This window comes from Gilliamella sp. B3783 (assembly GCF_026536125.1).
Lineage (GTDB): Bacteria > Pseudomonadota > Gammaproteobacteria > Enterobacterales > Orbaceae > Gilliamella.
Map to the genome: position 1 here is coordinate 134,797 of NZ_JAFNOU010000005.1, position 18,473 is coordinate 153,269.

Sequence of the window (18,473 nt, forward strand, 5' to 3'; positions counted from 1 at the left end):
TTATCTTTCTTCTTATGATTGATGCTATATGGTTTAATCTGGATAGCCTTGTGGGTTATGTGATTGCCAATTCCACGAGTCTTTTACCATATCATCAAGTGTTAATTTGGTTTTCCAACCTAAAATTTGTTCTGCTTTTTTTGCGTCAGCCCAAAACGCGGGTAAATCACCTGCACGTTTAGGAGCAAAGTGCCAATTGAGTGGTTTACCAGAGGCTTTTTCAAAAGCTTTAATAACTTCTAAGACACTATAGCCAATACCTGAACCTAAATTATAAATATGTACACCTGCTTTATGTTGGTCAGCTTTAAGTGCAGCGATATGTCCATCAGCTAAATCGACCACGTGAATAAAGTCACGAACACAAGTGCCATCTTTTGTCGGGTAATTATTACCAAAAACAGCAAGTGACTCACGTTTTCCTACAGCAACTTGGGTGATATAAGGCATTAGGTTATTGGGAATACCGAGTGGATCTTCACCCATTAATCCGCTTGGATGTGCGCCAACAGGATTAAAGTAACGTAATAAAGTTAATGACCAGTCTGGTTCAGCAACAGCTAAATCCATCATACATTGTTCAACCATTAATTTACTTTTTCCATACGGGCTACTTGGTAAACCTTGTGGTAATGTCTCGACATAGGGAACTGGTGCGAGTTCACCGTATACGGTTGCTGACGAACTAAATATTAACTGTTTTACACCCGCAGCTCGCATTGCTTTCATTAACACAATACTGCCATAGACATTGTTTTCATAATATTCAAGCGGTTTGTATACCGATTCCCCCACGGCTTTTAGTCCAGCAAAATGGATAACTGCTTGAATATCAAGCTCAGCAAATATTTTTTCTAATAATTGTTGGTCACAGATATCACCATGATAAAAACTGACACTATGACCAGTAATTTGTTTAATTCTATCTAATACCGAAGCTTTGCTGTTGAATAGGTTATCAATAATAATCGGTGTGTAACCTGATTGAATTAATTGTACACATGTATGACTTCCAATGTACCCGCAACCACCTGTTACTAATATTTTCATGTTAACACCTTAATCTAACGTTATATTTTTGTTGAGTTCTTGTTGATCTTTATTTTGTTCACTGTTTAGTCTTTTAAAGATATCCCAAGGACCGCGTCCAGATAAACTGAATGACGAAATCAATGTAAAACTTAATGCGATTGCGCCAAGGACTAAATATGTGCCTTCGTAGCCAATTTTAACATACATTAGACCTGCAAAGGTGGACATAAACATAATAGAGAGTTGTTTTGCAAAACAAAATGCAATTAAATAAACTGTTGCTGATAATCGAATAGGAAAGTGTTTAGTAATATATTTAAATGCACCAACCAATAATAATGGCGCTTCGAACATATGTAATGTTTTTAAAATAACAACTTCAATTGCGTTAGTTGCAAATGCTGAACCGGTTATACGAATCGACATAATCGCTCCAGCTATTAATAAAGTATTTTTGCTACCGATCTTCATGACAATAATTGGTGCAAAAAACATGACAGTCGCATTTAAAAATTCCCCAAGCGTTGTGACATAACCAAACGCTTCACGACCCACTTGTTCGCTTTTGAAAAATGAAGTGAAAAAGTTAGCAAATTGCTGATCAAACACATCATAAGTACAGGCAACACCGATAATATAAAGCATAAAATACCATGTTTTACTCATGCTAAGTAAGTTAAACGCAAGTTTCAAATTGAACGGTTCTGGTTTATTAAGTCCCATTTGTTCAACAACGTCGGTCGTTGTTGTTTTGGCTGGATCGGCTATTTTAACTAAAAACAATAAGATAATTGCAAAACCTGAACATAACCAGAAAACGGCATTGATATCTTTTGAAATCATAATACCAACAAATGAAGCACAAATTGCCCAACCAAAACAACCAAACATACGGCATCGACCAAATTCAAATCCACTTCGTCGACTGATTTTTTCAACTAAGGCTTCTATTGATGGTGAACCGCAATTAAATGCCACACTCAGATAAAGTCCCCCAACTATAGCACCTAAAGTAACGTTAAATTGAAGTAGTGGTCCCAATACAAAAATAAAAAAGGGGCCAAATAGAACTAATAGTAATGTGATAATCCACAGTAGATGTTTTTTTAATCCGAGTTTATCCGAGATTAACCCAAAGAAAGGTTGAAAAAGAAGCGCAAATAATGAAATAAATGAGAACACATATCCTGTTTCGGCTTGATCTAACCCATTCATTTTTAACCATACAGGAAAAAATGGCGAATAGGCCCCCATAATGAAAAAATAAAGGAAAAAGTAAAGCGTAAATACCCAGTAATTTTTATTATAAAGGGATGAGGTTATTTTTTGATTCATAATCAACTTCCTTTGCTAATCTTTCAATGAACACGTTATTTGCATATCGTTTACATTAAAAGTAAGTACAAAAAGCCATCTGTTTTTAAGGATAATATCATCTTGCTTTTTCAAAAAAAGTGATCTAGATAACATTTTGTGAAATCGATTACATTATTTTATGTTACTAATTTGTTAAATTACATTATTGAGTTTTTTTAAAATGCTGTATTAATGCTAAATCTACTATTATCTATACTGTTATTTATAGAATAATAATAGCTATTTTTATTAAACTGAATTTTTCATTAGGATAAAATCAGTTATGACTTAAAATTGTATTTTTATGATAGCGATTACATTGTTTAAAGCAGATTAATTAAGGGTAAAGATCGTTACCAAGTCAAAAAAGGCGTTATTTTGAAAAATATAAGCCATAACGAGATCAAAATATAGATTAGTTATTGCTAGTTTTTAGGCATACCATTTCAGACATTTAATAAAAATTTTTGTTGGAAAATACAGATTATCTGTTGAGTGAGCTAATATAATATGCAATTTTCAATTGGTTTTGTTCGTGTATATATTTTTATTTTACTGCGTGATTTTATAAAGTTTATCAATAGAGCAATTAACATAACTATAAACGTTAAAGTTAGCTATGGCTTGATAAAACTATTCCGCCAATTTTGTTGGCGGAATGGGCACTAAGGTTATTTATACTTTTTAGCATTAAACATGGATACGTTTTTCAAAATCGCTCCAATCATAAAACCCATCAGAGTTGAGTGATGCATTTTTGAGTTTTAGCTGAAAATGTTCAGGTGGATTATTGATATCGAGCGCTTGTCCTGTATAAAGTTGTTCAAAACTTTGATAAACATATTCAGCTTTAAAATAATGCTTGCCTGTTAGCGAGTGTTTGAAGCGTTGAAAAATTACTTTACCGCCAATAGGGGTGGTTTCATATTGATGAGGTAGTTGATACTCTTCAAAATCTAAAGCGCCTAATAGTGATGCGATTGTACTATCATGACCGACTAATAAATTGACCGTATATTGTTGCTGCATTAGATCATCAATCATATTGATCAATTTGGCTGCTGCGCGTGTAGCGAGTGTTTTGGTGTGGCAAATTAAGTTAATGTACTGATTACGAATCTGCACAATTTGTTGCCACTGCTCTAAGCTATCAATTTTACCCCATGCAATTTGATTTTTAGGAAACGCTGAATAATATTGCAATAAAAAAGAATCAACGACACTAATGCCAACAGCTAAGGCACCCAATAACGCTGGTTCTTCATTCTTTTTAAAATAGAGTTCTAATGGGATATCGGCTAATTCACACTGATATTGTTTGTATAGCTCAGATTGTTTGTAATCGAGTATATCAGACAAAATTTGATAAGCCGGCGCTAAGTTTTTAAAAATTGATTGAGCCTTATCTGCTTGCTCGATATCACGTAAAACGGCTTGCTTAAATTGTGCTGAATCTTCTTCTAAACTTGGATCGAAAATTGGATCCATTCTTTCAATAGGGTATTTATGATTGATAGTTATATCACAACCAGCGTAGGCGCCGGCTACAATGAACTGCGCTGTCGCAACGGTTCTTTGTAAGCTATTGGCATAGACAAACAAGTCATGACTATTATTGGTTATTTTGATGTTGTGTTTTTCTAACCATTGTGACAGATAGTGACCAAAATAGGCTTCTAATGCTCCTCCTCTGGTTGTTAGATAACCATAAGGATGGTCCCATTTGGGCCATTGATAGGGGGTAGCTTGATCAATAAATTCTAGGGTATTTTGTAAAGCTGTACGAATACCATGACGACTTAGTATAACAACTTTCTCCAATTGGTAATGCGAGTTACTCATTTTGTGATCCAACCTTGCTTGTGTAGATAATCTAAAATAAAACTTCGTTGCCCATTTATAATCGTTTCGGCAATTTTATCACTCCAACCACCTGTTTTTTGATGGGTACTACGGTGATTGTAATAATCATTCATTTGTGTATCGTATTGTGCCAATAGAGTTTTATCTATTGATTGATATTGATTTTCGAAAAATACCAAAGGCTTAGGAAGTCTTGGCTTTATTTCAGGGTGCTGGTCTGGATAGCCAATGCATAACCCAAAAAGAGGCAAAACATATTTAGGGATGGCTAATAATTCTGTAACGTTATCAATATTATTACGTAAGCCACCAATATAAACTATGCCTAAGCCTAAAGATTCAGCTGCAATCACTGCATTTTGTGCCATGAGCGCAGTTTCAATGCAGCCAACTAAAAGTTGTTCTGCTCTTTCAAGGGGGATTGTTGGATTAATTTGAAAGTGTCGATTGAAATCAGCGCAAAATACCCAAAATTCGGGTGCTTGTTTAACATAGCACTGATCGCCTGTGTAGTGAGCAAGTTTTTCACGTTTGTCACTATCAGTAATGCGTATTATCGTAGCGCATTGTAAAAAATTAGAACTTGAAGCCGATTGTGCAGCTGTAACAATTGTATCAATTTGCGCTTGAGTTAAGGGGGTGGATTTATAAGCACGAATTGAACGGTGCTGACAAATTAAATCAATTGTTTGGTTTTGCATAATGGCTCCTTTATATAACTATTTTTTTATGAATTGTAAGTCCCAAACCCCGTGCCCTAAATTTTGACCTCTTTTTTCAAACTTAGTAATTGGCCTATCTTCTGGTCTGGGAATATAATCACCCGTTGATGATAAATTCTTAAAACCTTCTGCTTGAGTTAATACTTCAAGCATATGTTCGGCATAATGTTGCCAATCGGTAGCAAGATGTAACATACCGCCAACCTTTAATTTTCTTTGTATTAATTGCACAAATTCAGGTTGAATAATTCTACGTTTATTATGTCTTGCTTTATGCCAAGGGTCGGGAAAATAAATTTGCACCTTATCAAGCGAGTGATCTGCTATCATATTATTCAAGACTTCAACGGCATCATGACACATGACTTTTAGGTTAGATAATTGGTTTTCTTCAATCGCCATCAAACAAGCACCCACTCCAGGTTTGTGCACTTCAATCCCCAAAAAATCTTTAGTCGGCGCATTTTTGGCCATTTCAACCAATGATGCCCCCATACCAAAACCAATTTCTAACACAAAGGGTTTGTTATTATTTGAACCTATAGTAACGTTTGGATTATAGTCAATACCAAATACAGGCCATAAATTCTCTAATGCTTGTTGCTGGCCTTTAGTTAAACGACCTTGTCGTAATACAAAACTTCGAATAGTTCGTTTTGATTTAATATTTTCATTGTTATTTATCATGGATTGTTCATTCATCACGTTGTCTATTTTTGTGTTGCGGTTTGCCAAATTTGTTTACTCATTAAGGTTTATAATTAGAAAGTAGTTTAACTGATTTTTGATTCACTTCAAGAAAACATATTATTGATATGTTTTTCTATTTATTATTGTGATACATATAAAAATTTTTGAATAAATTTTTATAATGTGGTTGAGCATACTCTGTAAATGATTATATAATTATTACCCCGATTTAACCGATTACTTATAAGTAATCATTATAACATGCTTGAGGATTTCTCGTGCCTGATATGAAGCTTTTTGCTGGTAATGCTACACCGGAGCTGGCAAAACGTATAGCTAATCGTCTTTATACTTCTCTTGGTGATATTGTTGTTAGTCGTTTTAGCGATGGAGAAGTAAATGTACAAATTAACGAAAACGTCCGTGGTGAAGATGTTTTTATTATTCAATCAACTTGTGCGCCTACCAATGATAACCTAATGGAATTATTAGTCATGATCGATGCAATGCGTCGTGCATCTGCTGGTCGTATCACGGCGGTTATTCCTTATTTTGGTTATGCAAGGCAAGATCGTCGTGTACGTTCAGCGCGAGTGCCTATTACAGCTAAAGTTGTTGCTGACTTTTTATCAACAGTTGGTGTTGATAGGGTATTAACCGTTGATCTTCATGCAGAGCAAATTCAAGGTTTTTTTGATGTACCTGTGGATAACGTATTTGGTAGCCCGGTTATTTTAGAAGATATGTTACAACGCGAGTTTGAACGTCCGATTGTCGTATCGCCTGATATTGGTGGTGTGGTACGTGCTCGTGCGATTGCAAAACTTTTAAATGATACTGATATGGCTATTATCGACAAGCGTCGTCAACGTGCTAATGAAGCGGAAGTGATGAATATCATCGGTGATGTTGCTGATAGAGATTGTATTTTAGTTGATGATATGATTGATACAGCCGGTACACTTTGTAAAGCGGCGGATGCATTAAAAGCGCGTGGTGCTAAAAGCGTTTATGCTTATGCAACGCATCCAATCTTTTCAGGTAAAGCCGTCACCAATATTAAAAATTCTGCCATTGATGAAATAGTTGTTTGTGACACCATTCCGTTAACTGCTGAAGTAAAAGCATTAAAAAATGTACGTCAATTAACACTATCTGGAATGCTTGCTGAAGCTATTCGTCGTATTAGTAACGAAGAGTCAATTTCAGCGATGTTCCATCAATAATTTATTTTATTATTGAACGACAAGCCCCTTTATATTGGGGCTTTTTTCTAAAAAAAATCAGTAAATAATCCCAATATTATGACAACGATAAAACTTATTGTAGGACTTGCCAATCCTGGAAATGAATATGCCGCAACTCGCCATAATGCAGGTGCATGGTTTGTTGATCTTTTAGCTGAACGATATCATCAATCTTTAAAAAATGAAGCTAAATTTTTTGGCTATACAGCTAGAATAAACATTGGTGGTCATGACGTGAGATTATTAGTCCCTACTACGTTTATGAATTTAAGTGGTAAAGCGGTACAGGCACTAGCAACTTTTTATCAAATTAAACCAGAAGAAATTTTAGTCGCTCATGATGAACTGGATCTTAACCCAGGTATTGCTAAATTTAAATTTGGTGGTAGTCATGGCGGTCATAATGGTTTAAAAGATATTGCCAGCAAATTAGGTAATAATTTAAATTTTTATCGTCTCAGAATTGGTATTGGTCATCCGGGTGACAAAAATAAAGTTGTTGGTTATGTGTTAAATAAACCCTCTAAACCCGAACAAGAACTTATTGATAAGGCGATAGAAGAATCGGTACGATCGGTTGAGATTTTATTATCAGATGGTATTGAAAGTGCAATGAACCACTTACATGCTTTTAAAGGCTGAAAGAAAGGTTATTAAGCTTATTATAGTGGTAAGTCTTATTGGATGATAATCCACCTAGCATCAGGTGGATTGTGTTGAATCAAACAATCTTAAGAAAATAGATGGGTAACATCTCCCCCTTTTTCGGCGATTTTTTTCATTACTTCTTTGATTAACCACATATTCATCGATGCGGTATCATCGGTACTGCCTGGGTAGTTAAGTTCTTTTGCCAAATTTTTTCGTGCTTCTAAACTATTATCGATACCTAATAACTTCAATAAATCAACAATTGATGTTTTCCAATTAAGTTTTTCAGGATATTTGTTCGCTAAATTCTCTAAAATTGACATAACATCAGTCTGAGATACTTGTTTGGCTTGGTCTGAATTTTGTTGTGTTTCCGTTTGAATGCCAGAGGCGGCGTTTTTAGCAGCATCTGTCATACTATTTACTTTGTCTTTGACCGTATTGTTAACATTTGTTGCTGCTGCTTGTGCGCTTGGAAATATTTTAGAAAAAATATTATTTAAGATACCCATATTACATCCTCCTATGTTTAAACTGCTTTAAAAAAACTGCTTAACGATATAGATGTAGATAATATCCTTTTCAGTATACCTGTTTGAAAGTAACGCTGTCAAAAAGATAAATATTTGCTGCTTTTATCTTTCAAAATTAGGCTACCAATTTCAGTCTCTATATCTATTTTTTAAAGCGATCTTTATTCAAGCTTTAATGAGTTAATCTATTGAATAACTTGTATAAGTTAGTTTTGTAACAAATAATTAATACTATTTTCTAAAATTATTTATTATACCAATTCTATATAAAATGTGATCACTGTCTCAATTTTGAACAAATCTGGCATACGATGTAATAAATTAGTTGTAATATTTGGTTTACCAATATGCAGTGTTACATAATTTTTTTATGTTAGAAATTTAAATTACAACTAGAGGTATATTATGAGTTCCATTTTTAAATCAGGAGGATATGTCCGTTGGGTAATGATCATTTTATTTGCAACGGGTGTGATTCTTAATTATGTCGATCGTAACGCACTAGGTATTATGGCTCAAGAAATTATACGTGATTTAAATATAACACCTAAAGAATACTCGTATATTACTGGCGCTTTTCAACTAGCTTATACCCTTTTTCAACCTATTGTAGGCTGGTTTATTGATGTAATTGGTTTACGAGTTGGTTTTGCGATAATGGTCATCATTTGGTCTATTATGTGTATACTTCATGCTGGTGCAGGCACTTGGTTTCAATTAGCGATTTTACGTTTTTTTATGGGCGGTGCTGAATCTGTTGTTGCACCAGCCAATGCTAAAGTTATTAGTTTATGGTTTCCTAAAAAGGAACGCGCTATTGCTAATGGTTGGAGTATGGTTGGTTTTTCATTAGGTGCCATGATTGCTCCTCCTCTTATTTATGCGATACACCAATTTGGTGGTTGGCAGTTAGCTTTCTTAATTCCAGGTTCTGTTGGGTTAATTTGGGCAGGAATATGGCTCTACTTTTTCAGCGAGCCGTCAAAAAGTCGGTCTATTAGTGAGGCGGAAAGAAAATATATCTTATCCGATCAAGATGACACAGAGAGCCAACAAAACAAAAACATCTGGCAAGCAATTAAAAAAGTGATTTTGCAAAAAAAATTCTATGGTATTGCTATTCCAGCTTTTTTAGCTGAACCAGCTTGGGCGGCAGTTAATTTTTGGGTTCCTTACTATTTATTAACTGAACGCGGTATGCAATTAAAAGAGATGGCAATGTTTGTTTGGATTCCTTTCCTTGCTGCCGATTTTGGTGGTTTATCCTCCGGTTATTTTTCGCGTATGCTCAATAAGCGTTTTAATTTGTCTCGTGTTAATGCAGCTTGTGTAACTTATCTTGGCGCTGCTTTTTTCATGTTATCCATGGCGTTTGCAAGTTTAACACAAAGCCCATATGCTGCCATTGCTTTAATTGCTATAGGTGCATGGGGACATCAGATGTTATCTGCCATGCTTACTATTCAAGTTATTGAAAACTTTGATGGTAAAGAAGTATCAACAGTAAATGGTTTGCGTGGTAGCTCGGCTTGGATTGCTAGTTTCTTATTTACAATTATTGTTGGTCAGTTTGTTGCAACAATTGGCTTTAAACCCTTTTTTATTACTATGGGCTTTTTAGATATTGTTGGGGCAATTGTTATGTGTTCACTGTTGTATCAGCGTAAGCAAAAGTAATTAAATACAGAAATCATTATATTCGTTATGAAATAAAGAAGTACATCCTAACATAAAACAAAAGGGCGGTTGACGCTCTTTTTTATTTTTTATGATTATCAATAATAATAAAAAAGCCCATTATATGGGCTTTATTTTTGATTGTGTTAACAGCGGGTTTATTCAAAAAATGCACGTTTAATCGCGTATTCTACACCGCGAATTTCGGCTAATCCTCTTAAACGACCAATGGCAGAATAACCCGGATTGGTTTTCTTTTTCAGATCATCTAACATTTGGTGTCCATGATCGGGACGAACGGGAATAGCACGTTTAATTCCTGCTTTTTTACGTCGCTGTTCTTCGTTAACCAGAGCCTTAATGACTGCGTACATGTCAACATCACCAGCAAGGTGATCTCCCTCATGGAAAGAGAGTGGATTATCTTCTCGGACTGTTGCCCGTAGATGAATAAAATGCACACGATCAGCAAATTTTTCAGCCATTTTGGCTAAATCGTTATCTTGACGAACTCCATAAGACCCAGTACAGAAACAAAAACCATTATGAATACTGTCAACTGTATCTTTAATCCATTGCATATCTTCGATAGTTGAAACAATGCGCGGTAACCCTAGAATAGGACGTGGTGGATCATCAGGATGTACGGTTAATACCACGCCGACTTCTTCAGCGACAGGTACAATGTTTTTCAGGAAATAGGCGTAATTTTCACGCAGTTTATTTTTGTCAATGCCATCATAAGTGGCAAGGTGGGCTCTAAACTGATCAAGAGAGTAACCTTCTTCTGCTCCTGGTAAACCCGCAATAATATTAGCAACAAGCTTGTCCTTATCTGCTTGTGTCATTTTTTCAAAATATGTTTTTGCGCTGTCAATATCTTCATTTGAATAATCGTTTTCTGCATTAGGTCTTTTTAAAAGATGAATATCAAATGCAGCGAAAGCAACTTGGTCAAAACGGAGTGCTTTAGAACCATCAGGTAATGTGTAAGCAAGATCGGTTCGAGTCCAGTCTAAAACAGGCATGAAGTTATAACAAACAGTATCAATACCACAGGCGGCTAAATTCCGAATTGATTGCTGATAATTGGTAATATGTTGCTCAACATTACCAGTGTGTGTTTTTATCTCTTCATGAATGGGAATACTTTCAACAACTGACCAAGTTAACCCTTTTTCTTCAATCATGTTTTTGCGTTTTTGAATCTCTTCAATCGGCCACACTTCACCATTAGGAATATGGTGCAAAGCGGTCACAATTCCTGTTGCCCCAGCTTGCCTAATGTCATCTAATGATACTGGATCGCTAGGACCAAACCAACGCATTGTTTGTTCCATCTAAATTCTCCTTAAATTTTTAGCTTATTTAATATTTCAATAGCTAAAAGATCGATAAATGACGTTGGTTTATATTGTTCATTGGTTAACAATGTTAACAGGAATAGAATCAAATAAATAACCATCAAAATTTGGATCTTCACTATCAGAAACGGTCATTAATGTTTGTTTAACATTTTCTAAATGTTGCCACATTGCATGGCGCGCAGCCATCGCATCTTTTATTTGCAAAGCTTGTAAAATTTTTTCATGGTCATCAAGCCATTTTTTTCGATAACTGTGATCAGTGATGCGACTATGCAATTGATTCCACATTTTACTTGCTGAACGTCTTTGCCATAAATCCTGTAATAAACCCTCAAGAACTGAGTTTTTAGTCGCTTTGGCGATCGTGATATGAAATAATTCATCGTCACTATAATCATCAATTAACCCTTGCTCTAAAATTTGTCGTTCTCGTTCCAAGATTGATCTTAACTCAATGATATCGGATTTAACTATTTGTGACGCGGCAAAAGCGGCAATATTACTTTCAATTAGTTGTCTTGCCTGCAATAACTCAAATGGTCCAAAATCTTCTTCTTCGATTTTTTTATCTTTTTCGGATAAGATTTCATCTGGTAAACCAATTACATAAACTCCCGATCCTTTTTTAACTGTGACTAAATTTTCCAGCTCTAACATAATTAGTGCTTCACGTACTACTGTTCTACTTACACTAAATGCTTCGGCAATGTCTCGTTCAGGTGGTAGTCGGTCACCTAATTTGTAAGTTCCACTTTTTAATAATGATTTCAGCTCATTACCAATTTCTTGATATAGCCGATTAACAGTAAGCATTATCTATAAATCCCCATTCTTACTTTGATTTAGTGTAATTATACGCTAATTATTATCAGTACCAGAAGTTGTTTATAAAATAATGGGCGCTAATTTTATAATTGGAATACCAATTTTGGTGTTCATTATAAATATTTTGTTATCTTCGACTATAAAATAAACCAAAAAACGTGATTTTAATCACAAAAAATAAAAAATATAGGTGAAAAATTTATTAACAAGTGAAAATATGTTTAACCAATATTATTGGTAAACAATTATCTATGGTTGAAAAAATGTTAAATTTATTAGATGTTCCGTCGTCAATTCAAAATAAACCTTCTTATAACAGAAATAACATGATCGCGCGTATTGTGCATTTAGGGTTTGGTGCTTTTCATCGCGCGCATCAAGCTTTATTTACCGATCGATTATTGAATCGAGGTAATAGTGACTGGGGGATTTGCGAAGTTAACATTGTGGGTGGTGAACAATTAATTGATGATATTCGCAAGCAAGATCATCTTTATACGGTTTTAGAAAAAGGCGCAACGACTAAAGAAGCATTTATTATTGGTAGTGTAAAAGAATCACTGTTAGCGACAAGTGATGGTATTGATACTATTTTGGAAAAAATGGCTGATCCTGTTGTTGAGATTGTATCATTAACAGTCACAGAGAAAGGCTATTGTATGTTACCCGGTGGTTCAGGTTTAGATTTGAATAACGCGCTGATTAAGGCTGATTTGGCTAATCCATCTAAGCCAATGTCGGCTCCGGGTGTGATTGTTGAAGCGCTTTATCGAAGAATGCAACGAGGATTAAGGTCATTTACAGCACTATCTTGTGACAATATTCCAGAAAATGGATTGGTATTGAAAAAAGCGATTTTAGGTTTAGCTAATGCTCGTGATACTCAGTTAGCTTTATGGATTGAAGCGAATACTACCTTTCCTTGTACAATGGTTGATCGCATTGTACCAGCTGCAACATCTGAAACGTTGATAGAAATTGAACATGCTTTAGGTGGCATGTATGATCCATGCGGTATTGCTTGTGAACCGTTTATCCAATGGGTGATTGAAGATAACTTTGTGACTAATCGACCTAATTGGGATGAAGTGGGTGCTGAATTTGTTGATGATGTCGTCCCATATGAAGAGATGAAACTCAGAATGTTAAACGGCAGTCACTCATTTTTAGCTTATTTAGGCTATTTAGCGGGTTATGAACATATTAATGATTGTATGAATGATAAAAACTATAAAAAAGCGACTTTATCATTAATGCTGCAACAGCAAGCTCCAACCTTAAATGTTCCATCAAATGTTAATTTACAACACTATGCTAATAAACTGATTGAAAGATTTAGTAATCCATCACTAAAACATAGAACATGGCAAATTGCTATGGATGGCACACAAAAACTACCACAACGTATGCTTGATTCAATTCGTTGGCATATTAGTCATCATTCTGATTTTTCATTACTGGCTTTAGGTGTAGCAGCTTGGATGCGTTATGTTGGGGGCGTCGATGATAATAATCAGGCTATTGATGTTCGCGATCCTATGTTAAATGAACTTACTCGGTTAGTTAAATCTAGTCCAGACGGCCTTGAAAGAGTTGATGCCTTGCTCAGTCTTAATGCAGTGTTTGGAACGGATTTACCGAAAAACGCACTATTTAAACAAAAAGTGAGTGAGCATTATCTTTCTTTGATGCATAAAGGTGCAAAACAAACACTCAACGATTTAATAATCTAATTTTGGATAAGACAGCATGAAAAGTTTTTTAGATGATAATTTTTTATTACAAACTGATGCAGCACAAAGGCTATATTTTGATTATGCTCAAGATCAACCTATCTATGACTATCACTGCCATCTTTCACCAAAAGAAATCGCGGAAAACAAAAATTTTCGTAATTTAGCAGAAATCTGGTTAGCTGGAGACCATTACAAATGGCGAGTACTACGCACTGCGGGTATTAATGAAAATCTAATCACAGGTAATGCTACTGATTATGATAAATATCTTACTTGGGCAAAAGTTGTGCCATTGACGCTAGGTAACCCAATTTATCATTGGACTCATTTAGAACTAAAACGCCCATTCGGTATAAAAAATATTCTTTTTAATGAAAACACAGCTGAAAAAATTTGGTTGCAAGCGAACGAACTGTTGGCGACAAAAGAATTTTCTACTCAAGGCATTTTAAAGAAAATGAAAGTCAAAGCAGTAGGCACAACTGATGATCCAATTGATTCTCTTGAGTATCATAAAAAAATTAGTTTGGATAATGCATTTGAAACTAAAGTCCGCCCAAGTTGGCGACCTGATAAAGTGTTTAAAATTGAATTGTCTGGATTTACAGATTATATCGCTCAACTGGGTGTAGCTGCTGATATTGAAATTAATAGTTTTGAGAAACTTCTTTGTGCTTTGACAAAAAGGTTAGATCATTTTGAACAACATAATTGTCAAGCAGCTGATCATGGTATCGAAATATTGCGTTATGCCGACATTCCTCCTGAAAAACAGCTTGATCACATTCTAACAAAGCGTTTAATGAATCAATCTTTATCTGAAGTAGAAATAGCCCAATTTAGCACCGCTATTCTTGTGTGGTTAGGTAAGCAATATCATCAGCGTAACTGGGTTATGCAATTACATTTAGGCGCGTTACGAAATAATAATCAACGAATGTTTAAAATACTAGGGCCCGATGCTGGCTTTGATTCTATTGGTGATAGACCAATAGCTGAGCCTTTATCTTCGCTGCTTGGTTTATTAGATTTGACCGATCAATTACCTAAAACCATTTTGTATTGTTTAAACCCACGTGATAACGAAGTAATAGCTACTATGGTGGGCAATTTTCAAGGCTCGGATATGGCGGGTAAAATCCAATTTGGTTCGGGATGGTGGTTTAACGATCAAAAAGATGGCATGCAGCGCCAATTGATGCAGCTTTCTCAAATGGGATTATTAAGTCAATTTGTGGGAATGTTGACTGACTCTCGTAGTTTTTTATCTTTTACAAGACATGAGTACTTTAGGCGAATTTTGTGCAATATGATCGGTAGTTGGATGGAAAATGGTGAAATCCCTGCGGATTTTAATTTGGTTGGGAATATGGTTAGGAATATCTGTTTTGATAATGCGCATCGTTATTTTCAAACTAAAATTCATCAATAATATGCCAATGTAACCCTATATGTAAAACTTTACGTGTTTGACTAACTGTGTTGTTGAATGTTTTAAATAAATTGATACCAATTAAGAGGTTGTCTGATGAAAACGTTAAAAAAATGGATATTTAAAAAAGAGCAAAATAACTGTATTGAACTTTTAGTGGATGAAAAATACTGCTTTTGCTTATACGTGTTAGAAGAAAGAATGTTTCGTGTTCTAATTAAGCGACAGGATAGTTTATCATTAGACAAAACTTGGAGTATTGCGCCGAATGGTGATGTACCATTAGAGGGACGCGATAGGTTAAGTACCGAAGGTTTTTCACTGCCAACATATCAATTATCACATTCAGATAATCAAATAACAGTCAGCACACAACATTTACGTGTGAAAATTAAGCAACCACTGTCGTTAAAGTGGGAGTTTAAGAACAAAAATCAACAATGGGAGCTTCTGGTTGAAGATAGAAGTACCAGTGCATATCTGATAAACCCGCATGGTGATGGTATTGCACATTACCAACGAAGGTATCAAGATGAACAATACTATGGTTTGGGTGATAAAGCGGGGGATCTTAATCGTGCAGGTCGTCGTTTTGAAATGCGTAATCTTGATGCCATGGGGTATAATGCTAAAAATACCGATCCGCTCTATAAGCATATTCCGTTTACCATTACGCATCGTAATCAAGTCAGTTTTGGACTGTTTTATGATAATTTAAGTAGTTGTTGGATCGATTTAGGGACAGAACATGACAATTATCATCTGCCATATCGTCGTTATCAGGCTGAAGCGGGCGACATCGATTTTTATGTCTTTTTAGGTCCTAAAATTATCGATGTGACGAAGTCTTTTATTAAACTGACAGGTAAAACTTTTTTTGGTCCTAAATGGAGTCTAGGGTATAGTGGTTCAACAATGTTTTATACCGATGCCCCTAACGCGCAAGAACAAATGCAAAACTTTATTGATTTGTGTGAGGAGCATGGTATTGCTTGTGATTCATTTCAACTCTCTTCGGGATATACATCGATTAATGGTAAACGATATGTGTTTAATTGGAACTATGATAAATTCCCCGATCCAAAAGCGTTTACGCAATCTTACCATGCTGCGGGTTTAAAAATTGCAGCCAATATTAAACCTTGTTTGTTACAAGATCATCCTAAATATAAAGAAGTGGCTGATAAAGGATTATTTATTAAAGATTCGGAAAGTGATGCACCTGAACGTTCAATGTTTTGGGATGATGAAGGCTCTCACTTAGATTTCACCAATCCACAAGCCTATAATTGGTGGAGACAAAACGTTACTGAGCAGCTTTTAGAGATGGGAATCGACTCGACATGGAATGATAATAATGAGTTTGAAGTGTGGGACGGTGAGGCTCGTTGTCATGGCTTTGGTCAGGAGATTGCGATAAAACATATTCGTCCAGTTATGCCTTTACTTATGTCTAGAGCTTCAATGGAAGCACAACAGAGCTATAACCCAACTATTCGTCCTTATTTAATTTCTCGTTCAGGTTGTGCAGGTATTCAACGCTATGTACAAACATGGTCGGGAGATAATCGTACCAGTTGGCAGACGCTTAAATACAATATACGTATGGGTTTAGGCATGAGTTTGTCTGGTCTTTATAATGTCGGGCATGATGTCGGTGGTTTTTCGGGTGATAAACCGGACGCAGAATTATTTGTACGTTGGGTACAAAACGGCATTATGCATCCGCGTTTTACCATTCATTCTTGGAATGATGATCATACAGTCAATGAACCGTGGATGTATCAAGAAGTTACGCCGATTATTCGCGATACAATTTGCCTTCGATATCAATTATTACCTTATTTTTATAATTTACTCTGGCAAGCCCATCAACATGATGAACCAATGTTAAGACCAACATTTTTAGATCATGAACATGATTTACAGACGTTTGTTGAAACTGATGATTTTATGATTGGTCAGGATTTATTAGTGGCAAGTATTGTTGAACCGGGACAACGTCAGCGAGTCGTTTATTTACCTGACAATCAAGTTGGCTGGTATTGTTACCATTCTCATCAGTGGTTTAGTGGTAAACAGTCAATCACTTTACCGGCACCATTAGAATCATTTCCATTGTTAGTTAAAGCAGGTTCGGTTATTCCTGTTTCAAAACGCCTAGCTTATGTGAATCATAAACTCGATGATTATCGAGAATTTAAAGTTTTCCCAGCGAAAGGTATTCATACATCTCAAGGTTGTTTTTTTGAAGATGATGGTGAAAGCTATGCTTATCAAAATGGTGTTGGATTATGGATCAATTGGCAGTTAGTGTCGACTAATGATCGAATTGATCTTCGTTTGAAAGCAAATGGAAGTTATATTCCAGCTTGGCAAGAGCTGGTCATTACCTTACCAAAAGGAGAATTGCGTACACTTTATATTAACGATGAGCCAATAAATAAGGTTAATTTAAGTGCAATAAGCTAATGCACTTACTTACACTATGCTTTATAACAACACTTTTAAAGTGTATAAATAATTAACATTTAACTGTGAATTAAAACATAAATTTTCAATTTATTGGGGCTTTTATTAGGATTAATAACATTTGATTTTACTCTGTTGTATCAACGAGTTAATTTAACTGATGCAAGCGTATTATGATTCTGGAATATAAAAAATTCAGAACATAAATTTTAATCTTAATGAAAGTCACCTTATTTTGAAATTTATTTTCTATTATGTCTTAATGAAGATTTAAAAAACTGTAAATGTATTTTTATAGCAGGACATTTTTTATGAAATAAGGTAAATTATTTACTGTTGTATTTTATATACAATGTTATCGTGACATTAAGAAGCAAGGATAAACATAATAGATGCGTTATAACCAGCCACAAATATTACCGTCGATTTTGTCACAACAATCTTGGTTATCTGAGATAAAAGAAAGAACAGTTGCATTAGCTAAATTAGCGGATGTGCTTAATGAGTTATTGCCTTCTCCATTACAACAGCATTATAGAATTGCGAATTATCGCCAAGGTGTGCTAATTTTAGAGGTGAGTTCAGCTAGTTGGTTGACTCGATTAAAATATGAGCAAAATCATTTGCTATCGGGTATACGTAAAAAAGTTTTACCGTCTTTATCTTCTATTCAATTTAAAATTAATCCCGACCTGTTAGTTGGTTCCTCAATAATGCGTGACAATGCATTGAAAAGTGCCAATGCAAGCCGCATATTAAGTACACAGAGTGCGACATACTTGTATAGTTTAGCGGAAAGTGCACCCGATAAATTAAAAAAACAATTGATTAAACTTGCTAACCATGCAAAATAAGTAAAACAATTGAACG

15 protein-coding genes are annotated in these 18,473 nt (G+C 35.1%); 7 read left to right on the forward strand and 8 right to left on the reverse strand.

Translation table 11 applies throughout. From position 1 onward, the window contains the following. Positions 1-33 precede the first annotated feature (33 nt). The 5 genes from galE to trmB all read right to left on the reverse strand — a co-directional run bounded on the left by galE (position 34) and on the right by trmB (position 5,675). Positions 34-1,050: a UDP-glucose 4-epimerase GalE gene (gene galE, locus J3U59_RS06485; RefSeq protein WP_267333735.1), complete on the reverse strand. Its 1,017-nt coding sequence runs from the start codon at positions 1,048-1,050 to the stop codon at positions 34-36. A gap of 9 nt (positions 1,051-1,059) precedes the next feature. Beyond that, positions 1,060-2,367, reverse strand: coding sequence for an MFS transporter (locus J3U59_RS06490; RefSeq protein ID WP_267333734.1), 1,308 nt, complete (start codon positions 2,365-2,367; stop codon positions 1,060-1,062). A gap of 711 nt (positions 2,368-3,078) precedes the next feature. Next, positions 3,079-4,230 (reverse strand): histidine-type phosphatase, encoded by a 1,152-nt coding sequence (locus tag J3U59_RS06495; protein WP_267333733.1) that lies wholly within the window; start codon positions 4,228-4,230, stop codon positions 3,079-3,081. Then, positions 4,227-4,952 carry an oxygen-insensitive NADPH nitroreductase gene (nfsA, locus tag J3U59_RS06500; RefSeq protein ID WP_267333732.1) on the reverse strand — a complete coding sequence of 242 codons (726 nt, stop codon included), beginning with the start codon at positions 4,950-4,952 and terminating at the stop codon, positions 4,227-4,229. Before nfsA ends, J3U59_RS06495 begins: the two co-directional genes overlap by 4 nt. Positions 4,953-4,970: 18 nt before the next feature. Next, complete coding sequence (gene trmB / locus J3U59_RS06505; RefSeq protein WP_267346715.1) at positions 4,971-5,675, reverse strand: tRNA (guanosine(46)-N7)-methyltransferase TrmB; 705 nt, start codon at positions 5,673-5,675, stop codon at positions 4,971-4,973. Positions 5,676-5,941: 266 nt separating this feature from the next. On the opposite strand from trmB, the gene J3U59_RS06510 reads away from it, so the two are divergent. Both J3U59_RS06510 and pth read left to right on the forward strand, forming a co-directional pair. Continuing rightward, entirely contained in the window at positions 5,942-6,889 is a 948-nt protein-coding gene (locus tag J3U59_RS06510; protein WP_065634720.1) for a ribose-phosphate pyrophosphokinase, read from the forward strand. 78 nt (positions 6,890-6,967) lie between these two features. Continuing rightward, on the forward strand, positions 6,968-7,552 hold the full coding sequence (pth, locus tag J3U59_RS06515) for an aminoacyl-tRNA hydrolase (RefSeq protein ID WP_065634721.1): 585 nt from the start codon (positions 6,968-6,970) through the stop codon (positions 7,550-7,552). Between the two features lie 89 nt (positions 7,553-7,641). Here pth and J3U59_RS06520 read toward each other — a convergent pair whose 3' ends face one another. Next, positions 7,642-8,073 carry a DUF3597 domain-containing protein gene (locus J3U59_RS06520; RefSeq protein ID WP_267333730.1) on the reverse strand — a complete coding sequence of 144 codons (432 nt, stop codon included), beginning with the start codon at positions 8,071-8,073 and terminating at the stop codon, positions 7,642-7,644. Positions 8,074-8,499: 426 nt separating this feature from the next. Here J3U59_RS06520 and J3U59_RS06525 point away from each other — a divergent pair, with 426 nt between their 5' ends. Then, complete coding sequence (locus J3U59_RS06525; protein ID WP_267333729.1) at positions 8,500-9,771, forward strand: MFS transporter; 1,272 nt, start codon at positions 8,500-8,502, stop codon at positions 9,769-9,771. 158 nt (positions 9,772-9,929) lie between these two features. Here the strand turns inward: J3U59_RS06525 and uxuA are convergent, their stop codons facing one another. Next, positions 9,930-11,111 (reverse strand): mannonate dehydratase, encoded by a 1,182-nt coding sequence (gene uxuA / locus J3U59_RS06530; RefSeq protein ID WP_267333728.1) that lies wholly within the window; start codon positions 11,109-11,111, stop codon positions 9,930-9,932. Between the two features lie 78 nt (positions 11,112-11,189). Next, complete coding sequence (locus J3U59_RS06535; protein WP_267333727.1) at positions 11,190-11,951, reverse strand: GntR family transcriptional regulator; 762 nt, start codon at positions 11,949-11,951, stop codon at positions 11,190-11,192. A 275-nt stretch (positions 11,952-12,226) separates the two neighbouring features. Between J3U59_RS06535 and J3U59_RS06540 the strand changes: the two genes are divergently transcribed. From J3U59_RS06540 to J3U59_RS06555, 4 genes are all read left to right on the forward strand, one after another. Then, entirely contained in the window at positions 12,227-13,696 is a 1,470-nt protein-coding gene (locus tag J3U59_RS06540) for a mannitol dehydrogenase family protein (RefSeq protein WP_267333726.1), read from the forward strand. Between the two features lie 16 nt (positions 13,697-13,712). After that, positions 13,713-15,131: a glucuronate isomerase gene (uxaC, locus tag J3U59_RS06545; RefSeq protein ID WP_267333725.1), complete on the forward strand. Its 1,419-nt coding sequence runs from the start codon at positions 13,713-13,715 to the stop codon at positions 15,129-15,131. 96 nt (positions 15,132-15,227) lie between these two features. Continuing rightward, entirely contained in the window at positions 15,228-17,603 is a 2,376-nt protein-coding gene (locus J3U59_RS06550; protein WP_267333724.1) for a glycoside hydrolase family 31 protein, read from the forward strand. Between the two features lie 392 nt (positions 17,604-17,995). Continuing rightward, complete coding sequence (locus tag J3U59_RS06555; protein WP_267333723.1) at positions 17,996-18,457, forward strand: DUF721 domain-containing protein; 462 nt, start codon at positions 17,996-17,998, stop codon at positions 18,455-18,457. The last annotated feature ends 16 nt before the right edge of the window (positions 18,458-18,473 follow it).